The following is a 22,177-nucleotide window of genomic DNA, read 5'->3' as shown; positions in this document are numbered from 1 at the left end:
AACGGAAAAAAACCGCTGAGACTTAATGGTCTCAGCGGTTTTTCCTTGTATTATTAATTTTTCAGGAGCTTCGAGTAAGCTCAGACTGGTCGAATGAACTTGTTGCCAAAGTCTGTTCTGAACTGCCGGCCATTCGCGTGTGCTTCATTTCTTTGACCGGGCTGGAAGGACTCATCCAGCATGTGTACCATGATCCTTCTTTTATGACCGGGTCCAAATCAAAAAGGTCATAGCTGCAGTGCTCAGATATTTCTTTAAGTTCGTTTTTGTTCGGTAATGAGAAAAGATTGGAATGAGCTACAAAAAAACTGTTGAAAGCAGAGGAAAAGGCTTCCCCATGTTCTGTTTCATTGATAGGAGTGATGACAGAAAGCAGCCCCTGACCCCTCACATAGTGATGAAGATGATTCAATAACCCTCTCCTTGACGAGGGATGAATATAATGAAAAATATTATGCAATAAGACAACATCCACCTTTTCATCATTCGCAGGCTTCCATTCATTGATATCCCCGACTTCAAATTGAACGTTCGGAAATTCTTCTGATAGCTCTCGCGCACGGTCGATTACTTTTTGGTTGATATCGACACCGGTCATCTGGACATGTGGAAACTCCGCAGCCAGCTTCCTCAGGTATCCCCCATGTCCACATCCAAGATCGACGATGGTTTCTACCTTTTTATCCCGAATCATTTTCTTGATTTTTTTAATGGCGAAGTGTTCCAGCAAAGCTGATGTCTCAGCCACGACTTCCCCGTGAAGGTCATGATTGAACTCCGCACGTTCCTGCGATTTCATGATAACAGGGTATTGCAGCATCGTCGGAAAATGCAGTTCCATCATCTCTTTCAGTAATGCTTTCACACCAGGAGAAGCATCATTTCCCATCAGGCTGGCACATCTTCTTTTAGACGTGCGGTAGCGGTCATTCGGTCTTTTTTTCAAATGTTTAACAGCTACCCCGACTTTCACCCAGGAAGCCAACAAATCATGAGGGTATCCTGTTTTCTCACTGATGGCTTCTACCGTCCGCGCACTTTCGAATTCATCAAATAACCCTAATTCTGACCCGACATACGCATGCCAACTCGGAAGAAATGACTCATTTTTTTTCATCCACTTTCTAGCCTGCATGACGTTTATCCACTCATTCATGTAATCATTCCTTTCTCATTCCTTTTCCAGGGATAATCTTCAGCTTCTGAGAATAGGTATTGTTGCTGTTTACGATCCGATACCTTTTTCTTTCTCGCCGGAAGCATACTTCCCTGTATCGCTCGATCCAGCAAATTGAAATCCCATCTCCCAAGTCCGGATATATTCAGCATTTGTTTGACATGAAGCTGATCATCGTCATAAATTCGCTGCACTGCAAGCATTCTGAACTTGCGCCACCATTCATATTGAAAGGAATATACAAGAGCGGACAAGTGACTCAAGGTCAGTAAAAAGGAGACACGAGGTCTTCTGACATCTTCATAATAATGAAGATGGTCGATATAGCGCTTATTTTCTTCCTTGCACCATGCCAATAGTTCTCCAAGCACATCTGCATCCTGGATCGCCAAGTTCATCCCCTCACCAGCCATCGGATGAACAGTGTGAGCCGCATCTCCGATAATAGCCAAACTGCCTGTATAATAACGATCTACATGATAAGTGTAAGGAATCATCAACTGGACTTTTTTCCAGTCCTTAATACTTCTCACCCCTGCGGACAGTTCCGGTTCCAGTTCACTATAGGCTTGATAAAGATACTCCAAGCCCTTCTCCTTGATCGTCTTGTACTCTCCTGCCTTAATGAGGAAAACAGTCCTCACTTCATTATCAGGTAAAGGGAATAAGCCGAGAAAACAACTGGTAGTCGTAATGATTTTACCTTTTGTAAAATCTTCTGGTCTGGGTATCGTCACGGTCAGAAAATGGTGGTTATAATCTTTCCGTTCCACTTGGACATTCATGGCATCACGTGTAGGCGAACTTCGTCCTTCCGCCCCTATGTACACCTGAGCCTGGATATGGAATGTTTCCTTTTTCCGCTTCACTTTTGCCATGCCATTTTCAAATCCTAAAAATCTCGTTCCGGGTAGATAATGAAAATACTCTTCATATGACTTTCCTTTATTCCTGAGGATCTCTTTAGTCTTCTCATGGGGCACCATCAACGCATGATCGTAATTACTTGCGACCCTGCTATAATTCAGTTCAGTAAGATTGATTTCCTGAGGCAGTTCTCCATGATTGCGATGCACCTCCTGGAACCTCAATTGATCGATAGGATGTCCGTTTTCTTCAATATGGTCTAACACTCCCAGACGCTCAAGGATGGCTAATGTTTTCGGTTGAATAAGCTCTCCTTTATAAGCGTTGGATTCCTTAGATAACTGTTCTGCAATGACGACGTGGACACCCCGTCTCGCTAATTTCACCGCCAGCGTCAGACCTCCTACTCCTCCACCAGCAATGAATACCTCTGTTTTCAAGCCTGGACCCTCCCTTCTGCGTCAACTCGTTGTATGTTTTTCATTCCCTAAATCATAAGTTGAAAACATCTGTGTAGGGGTTGAATATGTTAGATAAGACTGGATTTCGAGACTATAGTGTGAATAAGGGGGCTGCGGGAAACGATTCGCTTTCCGTGGGCGTGCGCTGAGCCTCCTCAGGCTACGCCTTCCGGGGTCTCATCTAACCCGCGTGTCCCACAGGAGTCTCATCGTTTCCCTCCGCCCCCTGCCATATAACGTACCTCGGCGCCGTTCAGTGTGCTATCTATTATTGGAATGGCAGTGAATTGCTCAGCCGCCTAATGTAGAGTCCATTGAAAGACGGCCACTTGTTTTTGGAGCAAAATCCTTCTGTGAAGTGATTTATGCACCCCAGTCAGCCCACCTCCCCATAACGCAGCGGACCCAAAGTGTCTTAATAGCTGAGTCACCCAGATAAAGGGGACTTTCGTGGAGTGAGAGAGGGAGTTTCTTTTCTCATATAAAGAAAAAACACGAGCCAGGTTGGCTCGTGTTCGCATAGAAAGGCTGTTTGCACATATAATGTAGGACAAGCTGCCTTCTTCTCTATTCCGTTTTCGTTACAAAATTCCAAATATGTTTCCACGTATCCATTTCCAGCGCATCCGTTGGGTTTCCTTCACCGATCACACCGTAACCGACCATCAATCCTAACACTAAAGCGACTGCACTGAAGAGCAGGACAAGGATGATACGCAGCCAAATAGGCAGAACGCGGCGGCGTCCTTTCTTTGAAGCTTTTTCTTCCTTCACAGATTTTTGCTTCTTGGACGATTCTTTCTTCGCTGTATTCTGTTTCGTTGCTTCATCTAGGGCTTTACGCTTTTTTTCTCTTTCCTGCTCTTTATTAAGCTTTTTCCCTTTTGAATTAGGATTTGTTGCCATGGTCGTCATACTCCTTACGTTTATGATCTCAGTTGATTAACAAGCCCCATCATCTGATCACCTGTCGATATGGATTTCGCATTGAATTGGTAAGCTCGCTGTGCCATCAACATATCTGTCATTTGTTTCGATACATCCACATTGGATGCCTCGAGTGTCTTGTTTTTCATTTCAATATCACCACGGGGCAGGTCTTCCATGATTCCATCCGGGTTTATACCATCCGGAATACGGAAGCGGTTATCTCCTATCGCTTCAAGCATACGAGGACGGACTGCTTCTGTCACGCTAAGTTCCCCTTCTACCGCCTGTCCATCTCCGCGTTTCACTAGAATGGAACCATCTTGATCGATAGAAATCCCTTGGAACCCTTCTTCTAAGACAATATTCTCTCCATCTTCTCCGATTACCGGATGTCCATTAGAGTTTGTGAGCAGGACTTGTCCGTTGTCGATCGGATTCAAATAAAAGTTACCAGCTCTCGTAAATTGTGTCTCTGGCCCGGTTTCTGTCTCAACACGGAGCTGAAATAAATGATTATCCCCTAAAAGGGCAACATCCAGGTCTCTCCCTGTATTTTGCAGGCTCCCTTGTCTATAATCGAGGTTCGTATGTCCAAGTCTAGCACCTGCCCCTATTCTGACACCTTCAGGGGTTGTACGTCCAACCTGAGCATGCTCATGTGATTGATTATCGATTTGTTGAAAAAGTAACGAAGAAAAGTCAGCGCTTCGACTTTTATAGCCCGTGGTCTCACTATTAGACAAGTTATTCCCTATCAAATCCAACTTGCTTTGCAGCTGCCCCATTGTGACTGCTGATTGGATCATCGAACGATTAATCAATGCTGACACTCCCTTAACGTATTCTACCGATTTCTGTCACTGTTTTCTGCATGCTCTGGTCATACGCTTTTAACACCCGTTGATTCATTTCGAACGAGCGATATGTATTCATCATTTCCGTCATCGTTCTATTAGCATCCACATTCGACTGCTCAAGGAAATTTTGCCGTACATTGAATTCTACAGCTTCATTTTCTCTTGCATTCTCGACCGGTTCCCCATTTTCTGCCGCTTGGAACAAGTCATTTCCTTCTTTCACCATACTCCCGGCCTCCGGGCTGTAAGAAAGTCCAAGGGGGATTTCCTGTCCATCAACCTCCAAGGTACCATTTGAAGAAAGATCGAACTCCATACCGCCAGTGTTGATCGGATTCCCTGTATCATCAAGCACATAATATCCTTGATTCGTTGTTAAGAACCCTTCTCCATCCACAGTGAAGTTTCCATTTCGAGTATATCTTTCTTCTCCCGCTTCGTTTTGTACATTAAAAAAGATTGAGCCTGATTCATCAGGAACTGTTCCCTGGATAAGGGCGAAATCTGTGCCAACCCCTGTTTCCCTTATGTCTCCCTGGGCAAAGGAGGGAATGGCTTCTTGCATATATACACCTGTGTTAAGGGACCCTACATGGCCGCGTACAGGTACATTCAACCCTCGTGACACAGGAATCGATTCGCTTCCCATTTGCTCAATCAAAAGCTCTGGAAATGCTCTCATCGTTCCTTGATCCGCTTTATATCCTGGAGTATTGGCATTCGACATGTTGTTCGACAATGTTTCCTGCATGCGTTGATTCGCCATCATACCTGAGGCAGCTGTGTAAAATCCTCTTAACAAGGTGATCGCTCCTTCCGTAGTGGTCCGTGTGAATTAGAACTTCGTAGAAATACGCTTATCGATATTTTCAAGCATGATGCCTGTACCTGTAGCTACGCAGTCCATCGGCGCTTCTGCAACAAGGACAGGAACCTTCAATTCTTCTGCAAGCAGCTGGTCGATGCCATGGAGAAGTGCACCGCCGCCTGTCATAATCACTCCACGGTCGATGATGTCTGCAGATAATTCAGGTGGAGTGCGCTCCAGCACTTGTTTAGCAGCTTGAATGATCACTTGAACAGATTCACGCAGTGATTTTTCTATTTCATTAGAATTAACGGAAATCGTACGTGGCAATCCTGACACCATGTCACGCCCGCGGATTTCGATTTCCTCATTCCTCGAACCTGGAAATACAGTTGCTACACTTATTTTAATATCTTCTGCCGTACGTTCCCCTATGAGAAGCTTGTATTCTTTCTTAATGTATTGAAGAATTTCATGATCAAACTTATCTCCGGCCATTTTGATAGAAGAAGCCGTGACAATATCACCCATGGATAGTACAGCGACATCTGTCGTGCCACCACCGATATCTACAACCATATTTCCACTCGGTTGGAAGATATCCATTCCGGCGCCGATCGCTGCCACCTTGGGCTCCTCTTCTAGATATACTTTTTTACCGCCTGATTTTTCTGCCGCTTCTTTGATAGCTTTCTGCTCCACTTTGGTGATATTCGTCGGGCAGCAGATCAACATGCGCGGTTTGGATAAAAAGCCCCGCACATTAGTTTTTTGAATGAAATGCTTAAGCATCGCTTCTGTCACATCAAAATCAGCAATGACACCATCCTTCAGCGGGCGGATAGCTTCAATGTTTCCTGGCGTACGTCCCACCATTCGACGAGCCTCTTCCCCCACCTCAAGTACTTTACCTGTATTACGGTCCATAGCCACCACTGATGGTTCATTCAATACTATTCCTTTACCTTTCACATGGATGAGCACATTGGCTGTACCAAGGTCAATTCCTATATCTCTCGCAAACATGTCCTGTAGATCCTCCCTATTGTAAAAAAGCATAATCGCCCCTTGAAACATAGCAGGTCTTTAGGAGCTGCTATGCGGGCAATGAAATCGAAACTTCGATAACTTATGTTTCCCAATTGTTGAAAGTATATTTTCAATTAAATATTGCACATCTAATTCTATATTCTATCACAAAATTACGACATTCGTCTTATGGGAAATGAAAAAAGTTACCAAGTATCGAGGAATTTTGACAAAGGGAGGTGTCTTGCTTATAAAAGGGGCTGGACTGGTTGATCATCCAGGAATTGTGACTTGTACTTTCTGCGTGTCGCTTCTCCACCGCGCAAATGACGTATTTCTTTATGGTGATCGAGAATTTTCTTTACTTCCTTAGCTAACTCAGGATTCACTTCAGGAAGTCTTTCTGTCAAGTCTTTATGGACCGTACTCTTTGAAACGCCAAATTCCTTGGCGATCACTCTCACCGTTTTTTTCGTTTCAATAATGTGTTCCCCAATCTTGATGGTCCTCTCTTTGATGTAATCATGCACTCCACTCGCCTCCTGTGATTGACTATCCAGGGGAGGGGCTACTAGAAAAGCGCTTTTATTAGGTTATAGGGGTGGTTTACTCTAGATGTCTTTTCATGATGTATCACCCTGGATGTTACCGAGTGCTCGGTTATCCTCATTGTATTAATAAAAGTTCCCAGATATGCCACAGGATGCAAGGACTGATGAATTAGACCAATTCAGCTGTTGTTGTGTTTTCATAAGCTGTTTTTTAGCAGTCGGCGAAGTTCTTCATTTATTTCACAAAAGCATCATCAGGACAAAAAGCTGTTGTTTATAAAGGGGGACCTTCACCCTCCTTCTTTGAGTTGCTCTTTCTGTCCGGGGTACCAGGTAATTTCTCACCGATCAGTTTTAAATTACGAGCGATAATAACTAAAACGAGTAAAATTCCAGCCAATAGGATTTCCACCATATTTTCTCACTCCTCACTCCAGATTTTCTTACCATCACTTGCAAATGAAAAAAAGAAACTTTTTTTGCTTACAGTAACATAAAACAGAAATCCATTAAATTCCCGGCGAATATTTTTATATGAATAATGATAGCTTTAAGCAGCGATGGTGACCTTCACCATGAATAGCAAGAACAGAACTTTTTGAGAATTGAAGATAGATATAGTGGATTTATAATTACGGAAGTTTATTCTTGGGGCTTCTTACCGTTGCAAGAGGATGGAAATATAGTGGAATAGAGTTTTTGGCCAAAAAAAAATGAGGGCATAACCCTCATTTTTTAAGCTTGAGTATTAGAGATGGAAGATGCACTATCTTCATCTGGTGTTTGCTCTTCTTCTTCTGATCCAGGAGTAGTACCTTCATCGCTATTTGTTTCTTCATCTGTTGGTTGTTCTTTATCTTCTGTTGGTTGTTCTGTGTCTTCTGTCGGCTGTTCTTTATCTTCAGTAGGCTCTTCAGATGGTGCTTCTTCTTCTTCTGAAGCTTCATCTGTCGGCGCTTCCTCTGTCGCTTTTCCAGCCTCATCCGCAATTTGGCTCATTGGTTGACCGAAGAAATCTTCCGGGTTTACCGGTTGGCCATCACTACGAACTTCGAAGTGGACGTGGACACCGCTTGCTTGTCCAAAGGAATTACGACCTGCTGCTCCGAGTGCATCCCCTTGAGAAACATCAGAACCGGCCAAAACTTCAACCTCTTCTAAACTAGCATAGACCGTTACCAAATTGTTATCATGTTTGACTTCGACGACATTCCCATAAAGCGGGTCTTCTTTCACTTCTGTGACTGTTCCTGATAGAGCAGCTGTTACTTCAAATGCTTCTCCATCTTCTCTAGTAATATCTACGCCTTCACTTTGGTAGTACTTATTGTTGTATAGGACCAGTGCACTTTCTTGATCTTCCTCGGACGCGTCATAGTCATAGAATTTTGTGACAATCGAAGCTGTTTGCTCATCTGCTACCGGCATTTCCAAGTTTTCCTGATTGTCCATGACTGGCACAGAATCCTGACCGTTATCATTTGTCAGATATTCATCTTGTACTTCAGACTGTGGCTGCTCAGCGATTTGGTCTTCCAAATCACTCGCTCCCTGCTGATACCAGAACACTCCTACTAGAACTAATGCGGCTACGGACAAATACAAAGCTGGATACAACCATTTCTTGCGCATCAAGCGTTTAAACTTTAATTTTGTCACGCTTTTTTTACCTTCCTCTTTCATGTTCATCACCTCAAAAACCATTCTGAACACTTATGAGGGATTATATACATTCAGAGGAAAATTTTATATGAATTACTCTGTAGAAGATCTTCTCATGCCCCTTTTTAAAATGATTATTCAGTAATGAAACATAAGGAAAAATGTTGAGTCACCCCACCCCTTTTCTCATATCATAAAAAAAGAGCTGCCTCTGCAGCTCGCTCAATTGACTGGTTTTTCCCCGTTAAGAGAAGCCGTCTGTGTACTCAATGGGGAAATTTCTATGTCTTGATAATAGTGGTGGATGATCTCTTTATAATCTTTCCCCGTTTTTGCCATGCCATTAGCTCCATATTGGCTCATCCCTACGCCATGGCCGTAACCTTTGGTTGTAAAAATAACGTGTTCACCTTTTTGTTGAATAGAAAAATCACTGGAAGGCAGCTCGAACTTTTCACGGATTTCTCTCCCGGAAAATGTTTGAGAACCTAAGTGTACTTCATCTACACGATTTCCTTCTGTTTTGGTCATCGTAGATTGTTGGATACCCGCACCTACGCTGACTCCCAGTGTTTGTTCGAGCTGAGCGACCGTAATGATTTTTTGGTCCGTGAATTTAGGTGACCCTTGATCCCAGGGGCTTTCTACACTTTTTAAATAAGGAATGTCATGCTCCCAGTAATCTCCCGCATTTTCTGTAAAACCATTACTCGTCGAAAAGAAAGAAGCTTCGATCGGTTCCCGCTCATATGTTATGATTTCGCCTGCTGTCGCTTTCACGGCCTGGTTGATTTTTTCCATATTATCAGCATAACTGTCCTGCCACAAAGTTCTCAGTTCTTTATCATCCTTATACACTTGATGAGAAACCGTATCTGTCACATCTGCTTCGGAAGAAACCTTTTCTCCTTCGACTAAGTGACGTGTGATATATGTCCTCGCCGCCAATGCCTGCGCCTTCAATGCCTCCATCTCAAAATTAACCGGCATTTCAGAAGCCACAACGCGAGAGACATAGGTTTCCAGAGGAACTTCCTCCACCTTTTCCGACTCACTTCTCCACACACTTACAGAGAAGGCGGAGTCTTCAACCTCTGCCACTTGCTCAGTAGGTGGTGTTTCTTCCACTTTCTCGGTATTACCGGAATTTGTAAAGGGGACGACGATCAGTGTAGGTATAATAAGCATAGTTGCAAATAAGCTGCATAAAGCAATCAGTCCGATTCCATTATTTTTTTTCATCCGCATCCTCCTGGTCACAAAGTAGATCCCTCTACTAAAATGTATCCAGAATTGAAAGATGATAGAACTAAAAATGCTCGCCTATTTCAAAAATATTGAAACAGGCAAGCAATCATGATGTATATATTATAATGTCGATACAGATTCGCTTGGTTCAGCTTCTTCCATATACACTTCTTCTTCTTTGACTCGTTCAATGTCAGCGCCGATTTGTGCTAATTTCTCAGTGAATTCCACATAACCGCGATCCAAGTGCTTCAACTCAGTTACTCTTGTGTAACCATCAGCGACTAACCCAGCCAAAATCAGGGCTGCCCCAGCTCGCAAATCTGTTGCTGCAACCTCTGCCCCTTGCAGAGAAGACGGTCCTTCAACGATTACACTGCGGCCTTCAATTTTCAGGTTAGCATTCATGCGGCGGAACTCTTCCACATGCATGAAACGATTTTCAAATACCGTTTCAGTAATGACGCTTGTTCCCGTGGCACTTAACATAAGAGCCATCATTTGTGACTGCATATCAGTCGGGAAACCTGGATGAGGCATCGTTTTAAGGTCTGTAGCTTTCAAGATGTCAGGACCGATGACTCGCAGTCCATCATCTTCCTCTTGGATGATGACGCCCATTTCTTCCATTTTAGAAACGAGTGAACGCAAGTGCTCATGCATCGCACCTTTTATAAGGACATTCCCGCCTGTTATGGCAGCAGCAACCATGAACGTTCCTGCTTCAATACGGTCAGGGATAATCGTATGGGTAGCACCAACAAGTTTCTCTACACCTTCGATTCGAATGGTCTCTGTTCCTGCACCGACGACATGTGCACCCATCTTATTCAGGTAGTTGGCCAAGTCGACGATTTCTGGTTCCTTTGCGCAATTTTCCAAGATTGTCTTTCCATCTGCCAAAGCGGCAGCCATCATTACGTTCTCTGTTGCACCAACACTTGGTACATCAAAGTAAATCTTAGCGCCTTGCAAACGACCTTTCACTTCAGCTTCGATATACCCGTTTCCTACGGTTACTTCAGCTCCCATAGCTTCAAAGCCTTTCAAATGCTGATCGAGTGGGCGTGATCCAATCGCGCACCCACCTGGCAATGCAACTTTAGCACGGCCATACCGGGCCAAAAGTGGTCCCAATACAAGAACAGAAGCACGCATTTTCCTAACGTATTCAATTGGTGCTTCAGTAGACAATTGACCTGAAGCATCCACAGTCACTGTATTTCCTACCATATTTACATCTGCATTCATATGTCGAATGACTTGATTAATTGTATATACATCAGCTAAAGCAGGTACTTCGTGTAGTACGCTTTTTCCTTCACTTGCAATTATACTTGCTGCGATGACAGGCAGTACGGCATTCTTAGCACCTTCAGCTTTCACGGTGCCGGTCAGCTGCCTCCCACCACGGACGATGATTTTTTCCAAGGTTCATTCTCCTCCGCGTCCATATTCACTATTATTAATATTCAGCAGTAATAATGGGTGTGCCAATAGTGATGGTTGTCTCCCCGCCCAAAGTTCTTGTAGCAAACTGAACATTCACAGTTTGATCCCCTACTGGCAAGGTATTACCCCATTGATTTGTATAGCCGGATCTGCTAGTCCAACCGTTTTCGTCGTCGATTTCATTTATTGTTGTAATATTGAATGCTTGTTCGAATTTTTCATAGACTAAAACATCATTCATAATACCACTATATGTCGCCTTAAGACAAGAGAAAATAGTGACATTTTTCGAGAAAAATCGACTTTTCACTTCATTTACAATTTTTGTATCATGTTTACTTAATGAAGGTTTTCCCTGACCTTGCACGGTGTAAACCATTTCTGTACTGCTCTTCTTATTTGTAGGATAGATCAATATATAAGTTTCGACGAAATTTTTGTTTTTTTGACTGTCCGTAATTGTATATTTTGTCGCGTTTGTCATTATTTCTTTTTGAATAATTGGTCGTTCAAAAAGCATCGTCATATCTGCTTTGATTCTTTCTGCTTCTTCTGGTGTCGTTTTTTCTTTCATTGTGATCGTCCACTCATTCACATCTAGCTGCTTATCCGCAGCAAATGACGAAAACTCCATAATGACTTCTTGAATTTCTGTCATTTCCTGTGGATAAGCACCTGTTCCTATAATAAGTAAAGCGATAATTCCAGCAAACATACTTTTCATCTTTAAATGCCTCCCCAAGCATTGACTTACTATAAGTTTGGCCTGAGAAGACAACAATCATACGATACAATTCCTAACAACATTAGACAATTTCACACATGTATGGTGCTAAAACAAATAGACAAGACTGTTCGACCATGATATGAACTCTAAAAAGAAGTTACTGACCGCTGTACCTAATGCGATGGTAATCATAATAATTAAAGCCCTGGCCTCAAATACCCGATCTTTTTTGAAAAAAGCATCAAAGTTGACCGATTGCAAAACCCTCCATGTTATGACAATGAAAATCAAATGTGATGTCATACTAAGCAAAGCTTCTTCAGCAAAGTATTGTTCCAAAACGATCACTCCTTTCTACTGTTTGTCGACATGTCCTTCTTTACGTCAAACTTTGTTCGCAGAAGGAACCAACAGACGACAAAAGAAGGAATATTCCGCTTCATTTCCCGAGCAATAAAGATGGATTCCCTTCATTTTGACTTTTAAACCCAGCGTTTGCTGACGATTCGAGGATGATAAAGTTCGTTGATTAACCAAACTCTTATCATGTCATAATTTTCACAAAAAAACTGCTCTCAAGATGAAAGCAGTTTAGAAGTTATTTTCATAAACATGCAAACGATTAATGGCTCGCTTGAGTGCCATTTCAGCCCGTTGGAAATCAATATCGGCTTGTTTATCTTGCAGGCGACGCTCGGCACGTTCCTTTGCCATCCGGGCACGGTCGATATCAATATCCGAAGGTTTTTCAGCTGATTGAGCCAGGATTGTCACTTTATCAGGACGAACCTCTAAAAACCCACCGCTGACTGCGATACGATCGGACTTACCTTCCCCTTTCAAGCGAACAGCGCTGATGGTTAGCGGAGCTACCATAGGGATATGTCCAGGTAGAACCCCGAGTTCTCCACTTTCCGCCTTACAACTAACCATTTCAAATGCATCTTCCAACACCGGGCCATCAGGAGTGACTACACTCACCGTCAGTGTGCTCATTCGTATTCCTCCTTGGCTGATCATGAAGAGAAGGGAAGCTCACCAACAAGTAAAGTCTTCCCTCTCAGTCATTGAACTGTTTATTGCATTTGTTTTGATTTTTCTACGACGTCTTCGATACGGCCGACAAGTCGGAATGCATCTTCAGGGACATCGTCATATTTGCCGTCAAGAATTTCCTTGAAGCCTTTGACTGTTTCTGAAACAGGCACGTAAGAACCAGATTGTCCTGTGAACTGTTCAGCTACGTGGAAGTTCTGAGAAAGGAAGAATTGTACACGACGTGCACGAGATACCGTCAACTTATCCTCATCAGATAACTCATCCATCCCGAGGATAGCGATAATATCTTGAAGTTCTTTATAACGCTGAAGCGTACGTTGAACTTCACGAGCTACATCATAGTGCTCGTCTCCAACAATCTCAGGGTCCAAGGCACGAGACGTAGAAGCCAGTGGATCTACGGCTGGATAGATTCCTTGCTCTGAAAGTTTACGTTCAAGGTTTGTGGTTGCGTCCAAGTGTGCGAAAGTCGTAGCTGGCGCAGGGTCTGTATAGTCATCGGCAGGTACGTAAATCGCCTGGATCGATGTAACAGATCCCTTGTCTGTAGAAGTGATTCGCTCTTGAAGCTGACCCATCTCTGTTGCCAGGGTCGGCTGATAACCAACAGCTGAAGGCATACGACCGAGAAGGGCAGATACTTCCAGACCACCTTGGGTAAAGCGGAAAATATTATCGATGAAGAAGAGTACATCCTGCCCTTGTTCATCACGGAAGTATTCAGCCATAGTCAGACCGGATAGAGCAACACGCATACGCGCTCCAGGCGGCTCGTTCATTTGACCGAATACCATAGCTGTTTTCTTAATTACACCTGAATCCGTCATCTCGTAGTAAAGGTCATTACCTTCACGTGTACGCTCTCCTACACCAGCAAACACGGAAATACCACCATGTTCTTGAGCGATATTATTGATCAATTCCTGGATCAAAACGGTTTTACCTACACCGGCACCACCGAACAATCCGATCTTACCACCTTTTACATAAGGGGCAAGAAGGTCAACGACTTTAATCCCTGTTTCAAGGATTTCAGTCTCTGTCGCCAGGTTTTCGAATACCGGAGCAGTACGGTGGATCGGGTCACGACGAACCTCTTTCCCAAGTGGTTCATCCAAGTCAATATTTTCACCAAGTACATTGAATACCCGACCAAGCGTCACATCTCCTACAGGGACAGAAATAGGGCTTCCTTTATCTGTAACCGGTGTGCCACGCATGACACCTTCTGTTGATGACATGGCTACTGTACGGACAGTGTTGTCACCCAAGTGAAGGGCGACTTCCAATGTAAGGTCTACGTTTGATTCATTTTCAGATTGCGCGTCATATTGGACGTGCAATGCGTTGTTAAGATCTGGGAGTTGGCCGTCATCGAAGGTTACGTCAACAACCGGTCCCATAATCTGAGTCACGCGTCCTTTACTCATCGATTTCCCTCCTAACTTACTGTTGAAAAAATACGGGAGTTCCTATTCGAGGGCAGCTGCACCGCCGACAATTTCAGTAATCTCCTGGGTAATAGCAGCTTGACGTGCGCGGTTATAAGAAAGCGTAAGATCGCCGATTAAATCATCAGCGTTATCTGTAGCACTCTTCATCGCTGTCATTCGAGCCGCGTGCTCACTTGCTTTACTATCGAGCAAAGCACCATAAATCAAGCTTTCAGCATACTGCGGAAGCAAGACCTCAAGAATCTCTTCTTGATTAGGCTCATACTCATATGAACTTTGACTCGCTTTGCCTTCTTTATTCAAATCAGTCAATGGCAGCACTTTCTTTTCCGTAACTTCTTGAGTTATAGCGCTGACATAATGATTGTAATAAATGTAAAGCTGATCGATTTTTTCATCGGTATATAGTTGAACCGTATCTGAAGCAATATCCTTGATATCAGCGAAATCCGGCTGATCAGCCACACCTGTAATATCCATATCTACTGGCATATTACGTTTGCGGAAGAAGTCACGACCGATACGACCCATCGTAATCAGGGTATATTCTTCAGCAGAGGTGTGATGATCTCGGATCTGTTGGTAAACCTTCCGGAGAACGCTGCTATTGAATGCCCCTGCAAGTCCGCGATCAGAAGTGATGACAAGATATCCTGTCCTCTTGACTTCGCGCGATTCTAGCATTGGATGGCTTGCATCACCGCCACCTTGGGCGATACTCGCGACCACTTCTTGGATTTTTTCACTGTAGGGAACGAATCTTTTAGCATTCTGCTCGGCGCGATTCAGCTTTGAAGCGGATACCATCTCCATCGCCTTTGTGATTTGTTTCGTCTTCTTCGTAGATGTGATCCGACCTTTAATATCTCTAAGGGATGCCACGCTGTTTCACCACCCTTTCCAGCTATGATTCATTTATTCAGAAACAACAAATGTTTTCTTGAATTCTTTCACAGCGCCACTCATGTCTTCATCGTCAGCCAGTTTGCCTGTCTCACGGATTTGAGAAAGAAGCTCTTTACGATTGTTATCCAACCAGTTATGGAACTCAGACTCGAAACGAGTGACATCATCTACTGGAATTTCATCCAGGAAACCTTTTGTAAGTGCATAAATGATCATGACCTGTTTTTCTACAGCTAATGGTTGGTGAAGACCCTGTTTCAGTACTTCCACTGTACGAGCTCCGCGATTCAGTTTTGCCTGTGTGGATTTATCCAAATCAGAACCAAACTGTGCAAAGGCTTCAAGTTCACGGTAGGATGCAAGGTCAAGTCTTAGTGTTCCAGCTACTTTTTTCATAGCTTTGATTTGAGCCGAGCCACCTACACGCGATACAGAGAGACCTGCGTTGATCGCTGGACGTACCCCTGAGAAGAACAAATCAGATTGTAAGAATATTTGACCGTCTGTAATGGAAATCACGTTTGTTGGAATGTATGCAGAAATGTCTCCAGCCTGTGTCTCAACGAAAGGAAGAGCAGTCAATGAGCCGCCACCTTTAGCGTCACTGAGCTTAGCCGCACGTTCCAGCAAACGAGAGTGTAGGTAGAATACGTCTCCGGGGAAAGCTTCACGACCTGGAGGACGACGCAATAGTAGAGAAAGTTCACGGTATGCAGCCGCCTGCTTAGAAAGATCATCATATACGACAAGCACATGCTTACCGTTGTACATGAAGTCCTCACCAAGTGATACACCTGCATATGGAGCCAAGTATAAGAGCGGTGCTGGTTGAGAAGCACTCGCTGTAACTACGATCGTGTAATCAAGTGCACCATGACGTCGTAGAGTTTCTACAGTACCACGCACGGTAGATTCTTTTTGCCCGATGGCAACGTAAATACAAACCATATCCTGATCATGTTGGTTTAGTATCGCATCAATTGCAACGGATGTTTTACCTGTTTGACGGTCACCAATGATCAACTCACGCTGACCACGACCAATAGGTACTAGAGCATCAATGGCCTTGATACCTGTTTGGAGTGGCTCATCAACGGATTTACGATCCATAACACCAGGAGCCGGCGATTCAATCGGGCGAGTTTTCGTCGTTTCAATTGGTCCACGGCCATCTACAGGCTGTCCAAGTGGATTCACGACACGGCCAAGCATTTCTTCCCCGACGGGCACTTGCATGATTCTTCCAGTACGACGAACTTCGTCGCCTTCTTTAATATCAGTATATGGTCCAAGAATGACAAGACCAACGTTACTTTCTTCCAAGTTTTGTGCCATTCCCATGACACCATTCGAGAATTCAACTAGCTCACCAGCCATGACGTTATCAAGGCCATGAGCACGGGCAATCCCGTCACCGACTTCGATTACGGTACCCACATCATTGACTTCTATATCTGATTCATAGTTTTCAATTTGCTGTTTAATCAGCGCACTGATTTCTTCAGCTTTGATGCTCATGTCATTTCACCCCTATCATCTTTTGTTCGTAGAAACTAGCTCGCGCTCTATGCGGCGAAGCTTTCCACTGACAGAACCATCAAATATACGGTTACCCACCCTCAATCGAATGCCGCCGAGGATGGAAGAATCTACGATATTCGTCAGGTTCAAGGATTGTTTACCGACCTTAGGTGCGAATGTTTCTGAAAGACGTTGTTTCTCTGCTTCCGAAAGTTCGCGGACGGAGTAAACATCCGCATCTGCAATTCCTTTTGCATCATTCATCATCCCGATATAATGCTGGATCATATCTGCGATAATATCTTCACGGTGTCTCTCGACCAGGAGTTTCAGTGTATTTACGATCTCTTCAGAGAATGACTGAAAAGAATCCGTCATGACTTTCTTCTTCTGATCTACAGATACACGAGGGTGCTTCAGGAAAGAGACGATTTTGTTGTTATCACGATAAACTTCACGTAAAGTTAGTAGTTCAGTTTCAAATTGATCTAATTTCGATCTTTCTTTTCCCAGTTGGAAAAGGGCATCAGCATAGCGTTTGGCAATGATAGACTGGCTCATCGATCTTCGCCTGCCTTATCGATATACTGATTGATCAATGCCTCTTGATCTTTTTGAGAAAGTTCTTTTTCAATCACTTTCGAAGCAATCATGACAGACATGGATGCCACTTGGTCTTTAAGGGCTTGTACTGCTTTTTCTTTCTCCTGTTCAATTTCCTGACGAGCAGACTCTTTGATACGTTCTGATTCTGCTTTAGCATTTTCCAGAATATCCCTTTCTTGCTGGCCTGCCGTTTTACGGGCATCCTCGATGATATTCTGTGCATCTTGACGTGTTGATTTCAATTCCTCAGAGGCTTCGCGTTGCATACGTTGAGCTTCTTCGCGACTTTTCTCAGCCGTGTTGATTTCATTAGCTACGTAATCTTCACGTTCTTTCATCATATTCATCAATGGTCCCCAAGCAAACTTACCTAAAAGGGCCAGTAGACCAAGGAAAAAAACGAGTTGAATGATCATGTCACCTATGTTAAGTCCTCCAGCTCCGAGGACCATACTCTCTGTAAATCCTTGCACAGTTTTCACTCCTCTCCACACCATCTCATAACAGGCTTTCACTTATATAGAGCGTCTATTCGCGATAAACAATACAGCTAGACAAGCGAAAAACCCGGCTTCCGCTGTAAAAACAGCTTCCGTCGAAGTTTTCTTACCATGACTCACGGGTATAAAGTTTTCGTAAGGTAAAGGAAAGGCGAAGATCGATGGAGTTGAACTTCGCCATAAGCGTATTCGCTCTTCCTTGTTATTGACCCATTACGATGAATGCAATAACAACGCCGATGATAGGGATCGCCTCTACTAGGGCAACACCGATGAACATTGTTGTTTGAAGTGCACTGCGCAATTCTGGTTGACGCGCGATTCCTTCTACTGTACGACTTACAATCAGACCGTTACCAATACCAGCACCTAGTGCTGCTAAACCTACTGCAATTGCAGCTGCTAAAAGACCCATAATGAAAATCCTCCTCAATATTTTTAAAAAAATAATTTTAATGCTTTATATTAATGGTCGTCGCTCACCTTGTGAGACAAGTAAACCATCGTTAACATAACGAAAATAAACGCTTGGATGAAACCAATGAAAGTACTAAAGCCCATCCATGCTATCATCGGAAGTGTTGCTCCGATAAATCCACCCACGCCTGTCGCTGCTAATCCAACGAGCAAGCTCAGCAGGATTTCACCTGCATAAATGTTCCCGTAAAGACGTAAACCAAGTGTTAACGTATTCGAGAACTCTTCAATGATTTTGAATGGCAATAAGAACGGTAAAGGACGTACAAACCCTTTTGAATATTCCTTGCCACCTTTCAACTTCACCCCATAATAATGGGACAACACTACGACCAATGTCGCAAGAGTCAAGGTAATTCCCGGATCGGCTGTCGGAGATTTCCACCATAGGGTGTGTCCAACTACACCATTTGTGACGACCCCTAACATATTTGCTACGAATATGTAGGCGAATAATGTTAGCCCAAGGGGCAAAAAGAGTCTGCCTGTTCTCCAATCCATGTTCGATCCGATGATGCCTTTGATGAAATCAATCAGCCATTCCATGAAGTTTTGAAAACCTGTTGGATACCGCTGCATGTTTCGTGTCGCCGCTACTCCGAGGATGAATACGACCAATGATGCAACAAACATCATAAGAACGTTCGATAAGTTGAAATCCAACCAAAAGATTCCAAACGCATCCTCCCACATCGGTGCTTCGTGATTCAAACTGTTCACCTACCTTCCATCATGCTAAACTGTTGATTTATTGAACAGATAATCTATTAAAATGACAAAATAGGCTGCCATTAAGCCCAATACTACTGAAATTAAATGGAAATATTCTTCAAACTGAAGGGCAATGACTACGGCTAAAGCACCGGAAGCCAATCGCGTAAAAGTACCAATTCCTCTTACAGAGCGGCTCTCTGCAGAAGCTTCTCCAAGCTTGCGGATTTTCCGTTGCATAAGCCAGAGGTTGTAAAAGCTTAATGCACTTCCTAGCAGAAGTCCGAGGAAAATTGGCTGCCAAGGGGTGATGCCCCAACCAAGTACTAATAAAGCCAGAAGATAGAACATCCATTTTCGTTGACGGGCCATCATATGCTGATATGTCTCCATGTTAATCGTCTCCCGTGTACGTCCGTACTAAATGAATAGTTCCATATGTACCTGCACCTAACCCGAGGAAAATTCCAATGATTAAGAATGTGGGTCCGGTGGAATAATGACCATCAATCCATTTCCCCAGAAATGCGCCGGCAAGTGGTCCGCCAGCAAGTTGGGAAGCGATGCTGCTCGTTAAAGCCATTGCTTGAAAAGGTGGTTTGGTTCGTTTCATGACTTGACCTTTCTTGACAAATAAAAAAGGGTTGAAACCTTTGCTGTCACTGATGAAAACCTTATCATTCCACACTATGTAAGAATACATTAGGGGTGGTTTGATGTCAATGAGTTTGTGAGCAAAAGTACAAATGGATGACAAAATTCGATCACATTTTTGTCACAATTTTACCTTTCACATAAAACATGTATTTCACTAGAAAAATCCAGCCTTTCTTCATTCAAAATAATGGGTTGTGTTCCATTATTTAACTTTTTGTGCCGCTGAAAAGTTCTTCTGTCTGATTTGGCGAAAAACTTATTAAAAAAAGCACTTAATAGAGCTACAAATAAAAACAGCACCGCCTTTTAACCAAGAGCGATGCTTTCATTTCTATTTATTCTCCTTCTATATAAACTGGGAAAGAATAGCTATCAGATCCCTCATTGGAATTAACAGTAACAACTGCCAGGTAAGCCCCCTTCAGGTCAAGATTTTTCAACCCGGCTCCCCCTTCTATCATTCCAGGTCGAGGTTGATCAATTTCTGCAATCGTCCCAATATTCAACAATGTCCCAGAGCGATATAAGTCAATCGTCACTTTTTCCACCTGTTCAGCAAGGTGAAAACGATACATGCCCCCCTTTTCATCATTCCAATTTTGAGTCAGCTCAAAGCCTGAGACCTTATTATAGTCAGAACGCTCTTTTACATAGACATATGGCAGTTGATAATCAGTATCCCCTTTAAGAGTCAAGTATCCTTCGTGGATTCCCTCTTCTAAAAACGCATTATTCAAACGCAACTCCACGTCTGCCTCTTCAGACTTCCCTGGTGGAATTTCCATCGTCATCGGTACTGTCCATGATTCCCCGTTTTCGGATTTCGGTCTTTCCATCTGCAATTGGACAGGTTCATCTGATAGGTTTTCTACTTTAAATGAGAGCTTCTTTCTGAAGAAAGTATCGTCTGCTTTCCCGAAAGAAAGTGGAGCTGCACTAATTACAATCTCAGGGTCAAGAGCTTTATTGACATCGATAAAGCCAGCCCCCTGCTGGGTTGGAGGAAAAGGGGTTTCCTTATTATAAATCAGTTGTGCCGATGTTGTTAGTGCGTTTTTCACTTGTTCCGCATTCCAATCAGGGTGCGCTTCTTTCATCAGTGCCGCAACTCCCGCCACGTGGGGAGCCGCCATGCTTGTCCCTTGAAGTGCCTGGTATCCCCCCGGCACAGTACTCATGATATCCACCCCAGGTGCAAGGAGGTCAGGTTTGATTTCCCAACTGGTGGTCACAGGACCGCGTGAGCTGAAAGGCGCCACTTGATCACCTAAGGATTCTTGCACTGTCTCTATCCATTGATTTTGCTGGACCGCTTTCTCCACCAACCACTTTCCAGCTTCTTGCGAAATCGCACCAACGGGAATCGGCAGGTTCAGACCATCCAATCCTCCATAAAACATCCCTTTTTCATTGTTAGCAATGAGCACACCTTTCGCTCCTGCTTTATAGGCTCGCAAAGCTTTTTGACTGAAAGGAATCCCTCCTCTTTCAAACAAAGCAATTTTGCCTGAAACATTTTCGAGATCCTTTTCTCCTGTGCCCACATATTCAATAGGATACTTTTTATCCAGTTTCCACTTCTGTGAACCAGATAACACTTGGACAGCGACCTTACTTCTTTCTCCTGGTACTTTTAATATAGGTGCTTTCATTGATAAAGCTGAAGCTCCTACAGTGATAGCATCTGATGATGTAGCCGGGGAACCGACAGTCCAGGAATCAGGGCCAGAGTTTCCTGCTGCCACAACCACAACCACCCCTAACTCTACAGCTTTGTTTACGGCATGAGTGGTAGGCCAATCCGGTCCGTTCACGTCATTACCGAGGGATAGATTGATCACGTCCATTCCTTGTTTCACCGCTTCTTCTAAAGCCGCTATCACTTGCACAGAGGAACCTACGCCGCCGGGTCCAAGAGCTCGATAGGCAAATAGTTCTGCCTCAGGAGCAATTCCCTCCATTTCCCCATTCGCTCCGATAACTCCAGCTACATGGGTTCCGTGTACAGTTTTTCCTTCCCCTTCTGTCTCCATTGGATTTTCGTCAAAATCGACCGTATCAAATCCACCGCTATAATTGGCTTCTAAATCTGGATGTGTATAATCAATACCTGTATCAATGATTCCGACCTTTATCCCTTCTCCTGTATAAGGAGACTGAATTCGATTACGAATATCTTCCGTTGTGAAACTCAGAGGCTTTTCACCGAGTGATCTGTATGTTTGAACAGGGTACTGATTGACGACGTTATCCATTCGCACTAATTTTTCCAGTTCCTCGGCTGTACCGCGTATGGCAATTCCATTAAAAATCGTATCGTATTCAGCCACTACTTCAAGACGAGGTAACCTTCTTTTCAACTCTGAAATAAACGGGGCAGTATCTTCTTTCAGCTCTACGATGATCGTTACTTCTTCTTCCGGTGCTGCAGGTGTTGGAGGAGCACTAAATCCTGAAAGTATGACAAAAGTTAAGAAGATAGAAATATAAAACCTCATCAAACAGCGCTCCTTTTTC

The 22,177-nt window shown here is 43.6% G+C and carries 24 protein-coding genes; all 24 read right to left on the bottom strand.

The genetic code is table 11. The features are described 5' to 3' along the window. Nucleotides 1-61: 61 nt before the first annotated feature. On the bottom strand, nucleotides 62-1,156 hold the full coding sequence (locus HLI_RS14340) for a class I SAM-dependent methyltransferase (RefSeq protein WP_128525602.1): 1,095 nt from the start codon (nucleotides 1,154-1,156) through the stop codon (nucleotides 62-64). Continuing rightward, nucleotides 1,153-2,484 carry an FAD-dependent oxidoreductase gene (locus HLI_RS14335; RefSeq protein ID WP_128525601.1) on the bottom strand — a complete coding sequence of 444 codons (1,332 nt, stop codon included), beginning with the start codon at nucleotides 2,482-2,484 and terminating at the stop codon, nucleotides 1,153-1,155. Before HLI_RS14335 ends, HLI_RS14340 begins: the two co-directional genes overlap by 4 nt. 588 nt (nucleotides 2,485-3,072) lie before the next feature. Continuing rightward, complete coding sequence (locus HLI_RS14330) at nucleotides 3,073-3,411, bottom strand: DNA-directed RNA polymerase subunit beta (RefSeq protein ID WP_128525600.1); 339 nt, start codon at nucleotides 3,409-3,411, stop codon at nucleotides 3,073-3,075. Between the two features lie 20 nt (nucleotides 3,412-3,431). Next, nucleotides 3,432-4,253: a flagellar hook-basal body protein gene (locus HLI_RS14325; protein WP_128526905.1), complete on the bottom strand. Its 822-nt coding sequence runs from the start codon at nucleotides 4,251-4,253 to the stop codon at nucleotides 3,432-3,434. A 16-nt stretch (nucleotides 4,254-4,269) separates the two neighbouring features. Then, nucleotides 4,270-5,094: a flagellar hook-basal body protein gene (locus HLI_RS14320; RefSeq protein ID WP_128525599.1), complete on the bottom strand. Its 825-nt coding sequence runs from the start codon at nucleotides 5,092-5,094 to the stop codon at nucleotides 4,270-4,272. Nucleotides 5,095-5,127: 33 nt separating this feature from the next. Further along, entirely contained in the window at nucleotides 5,128-6,126 is a 999-nt protein-coding gene (locus HLI_RS14315; RefSeq protein WP_128525598.1) for a rod shape-determining protein, read from the bottom strand. A 251-nt stretch (nucleotides 6,127-6,377) separates the two neighbouring features. Next, nucleotides 6,378-6,659 (bottom strand): sporulation transcriptional regulator SpoIIID, encoded by a 282-nt coding sequence (gene spoIIID / locus HLI_RS14310; RefSeq protein ID WP_128525597.1) that lies wholly within the window; start codon nucleotides 6,657-6,659, stop codon nucleotides 6,378-6,380. A gap of 295 nt (nucleotides 6,660-6,954) precedes the next feature. Continuing rightward, nucleotides 6,955-7,095, bottom strand: a complete 141-nt coding sequence (locus tag HLI_RS21710) for a hypothetical protein (RefSeq protein WP_164908566.1) — start codon at nucleotides 7,093-7,095, stop codon at nucleotides 6,955-6,957. 320 nt (nucleotides 7,096-7,415) lie between these two features. Beyond that, entirely contained in the window at nucleotides 7,416-8,339 is a 924-nt protein-coding gene (locus tag HLI_RS14305; RefSeq protein WP_241655860.1) for a stage II sporulation protein SpoIIQ, read from the bottom strand. 225 nt (nucleotides 8,340-8,564) lie between these two features. Then, nucleotides 8,565-9,584, bottom strand: coding sequence for a stage II sporulation protein D (spoIID, locus tag HLI_RS14300; RefSeq protein ID WP_128525595.1), 1,020 nt, complete (start codon nucleotides 9,582-9,584; stop codon nucleotides 8,565-8,567). A gap of 126 nt (nucleotides 9,585-9,710) precedes the next feature. Beyond that, on the bottom strand, nucleotides 9,711-11,021 hold the full coding sequence (gene murA / locus HLI_RS14295) for a UDP-N-acetylglucosamine 1-carboxyvinyltransferase (RefSeq protein ID WP_128525594.1): 1,311 nt from the start codon (nucleotides 11,019-11,021) through the stop codon (nucleotides 9,711-9,713). Between the two features lie 34 nt (nucleotides 11,022-11,055). After that, the gene (locus HLI_RS14290; protein WP_128525593.1) at nucleotides 11,056-11,766 is read right to left on the bottom strand and encodes a YwmB family TATA-box binding protein; all 711 of its coding nucleotides are present in this window, start codon (nucleotides 11,764-11,766) and stop codon (nucleotides 11,056-11,058) included. A gap of 108 nt (nucleotides 11,767-11,874) precedes the next feature. Then, the gene (locus tag HLI_RS14285; protein ID WP_128525592.1) at nucleotides 11,875-12,108 is read right to left on the bottom strand and encodes a DUF1146 family protein; all 234 of its coding nucleotides are present in this window, start codon (nucleotides 12,106-12,108) and stop codon (nucleotides 11,875-11,877) included. 252 nt (nucleotides 12,109-12,360) lie between these two features. Further along, on the bottom strand, nucleotides 12,361-12,765 hold the full coding sequence (locus tag HLI_RS14280) for a F0F1 ATP synthase subunit epsilon (protein WP_128525591.1): 405 nt from the start codon (nucleotides 12,763-12,765) through the stop codon (nucleotides 12,361-12,363). An 80-nt stretch (nucleotides 12,766-12,845) separates the two neighbouring features. Further along, the gene (atpD, locus tag HLI_RS14275; protein WP_128525590.1) at nucleotides 12,846-14,258 is read right to left on the bottom strand and encodes a F0F1 ATP synthase subunit beta; all 1,413 of its coding nucleotides are present in this window, start codon (nucleotides 14,256-14,258) and stop codon (nucleotides 12,846-12,848) included. A gap of 42 nt (nucleotides 14,259-14,300) precedes the next feature. Continuing rightward, the gene (locus tag HLI_RS14270) at nucleotides 14,301-15,164 is read right to left on the bottom strand and encodes a F0F1 ATP synthase subunit gamma (protein ID WP_128525589.1); all 864 of its coding nucleotides are present in this window, start codon (nucleotides 15,162-15,164) and stop codon (nucleotides 14,301-14,303) included. A gap of 33 nt (nucleotides 15,165-15,197) precedes the next feature. After that, nucleotides 15,198-16,706 (bottom strand): F0F1 ATP synthase subunit alpha, encoded by a 1,509-nt coding sequence (gene atpA / locus HLI_RS14265; RefSeq protein WP_128525588.1) that lies wholly within the window; start codon nucleotides 16,704-16,706, stop codon nucleotides 15,198-15,200. 15 nt (nucleotides 16,707-16,721) lie between these two features. Beyond that, complete coding sequence (locus HLI_RS14260; protein ID WP_128525587.1) at nucleotides 16,722-17,270, bottom strand: F0F1 ATP synthase subunit delta; 549 nt, start codon at nucleotides 17,268-17,270, stop codon at nucleotides 16,722-16,724. Then, entirely contained in the window at nucleotides 17,267-17,788 is a 522-nt protein-coding gene (gene atpF / locus HLI_RS14255) for a F0F1 ATP synthase subunit B (RefSeq protein ID WP_128525586.1), read from the bottom strand. The genes HLI_RS14260 and atpF overlap by 4 nt, the downstream gene beginning before the upstream one ends. 229 nt (nucleotides 17,789-18,017) lie before the next feature. Next, nucleotides 18,018-18,230, bottom strand: coding sequence for a F0F1 ATP synthase subunit C (gene atpE, locus HLI_RS14250; RefSeq protein ID WP_014644824.1), 213 nt, complete (start codon nucleotides 18,228-18,230; stop codon nucleotides 18,018-18,020). Nucleotides 18,231-18,280: 50 nt separating this feature from the next. Next, a complete protein-coding gene (atpB, locus tag HLI_RS14245; protein ID WP_128525585.1) occupies nucleotides 18,281-19,003 on the bottom strand; it encodes a F0F1 ATP synthase subunit A in 723 nt (240 codons plus the stop codon). A gap of 24 nt (nucleotides 19,004-19,027) precedes the next feature. Next, a complete protein-coding gene (locus tag HLI_RS14240; protein ID WP_128525584.1) occupies nucleotides 19,028-19,396 on the bottom strand; it encodes an ATP synthase subunit I in 369 nt (122 codons plus the stop codon). Between the two features lies 1 nt (nucleotide 19,397). After that, nucleotides 19,398-19,616 (bottom strand): AtpZ/AtpI family protein, encoded by a 219-nt coding sequence (locus HLI_RS14235; protein ID WP_128525583.1) that lies wholly within the window; start codon nucleotides 19,614-19,616, stop codon nucleotides 19,398-19,400. A gap of 379 nt (nucleotides 19,617-19,995) precedes the next feature. Further along, nucleotides 19,996-22,158: a S8 family serine peptidase gene (locus tag HLI_RS14230; protein ID WP_128525582.1), complete on the bottom strand. Its 2,163-nt coding sequence runs from the start codon at nucleotides 22,156-22,158 to the stop codon at nucleotides 19,996-19,998. Between the last annotated feature and the right edge of the window lie 19 nt (nucleotides 22,159-22,177).

Source organism: Halobacillus litoralis (assembly GCF_004101865.1).
Classification (GTDB): Bacteria; Bacillota; Bacilli; order Bacillales; family Halobacillaceae; genus Halobacillus; species Halobacillus litoralis_A.
This window is presented reverse-complemented; position numbering and strand designations above follow the sequence as displayed.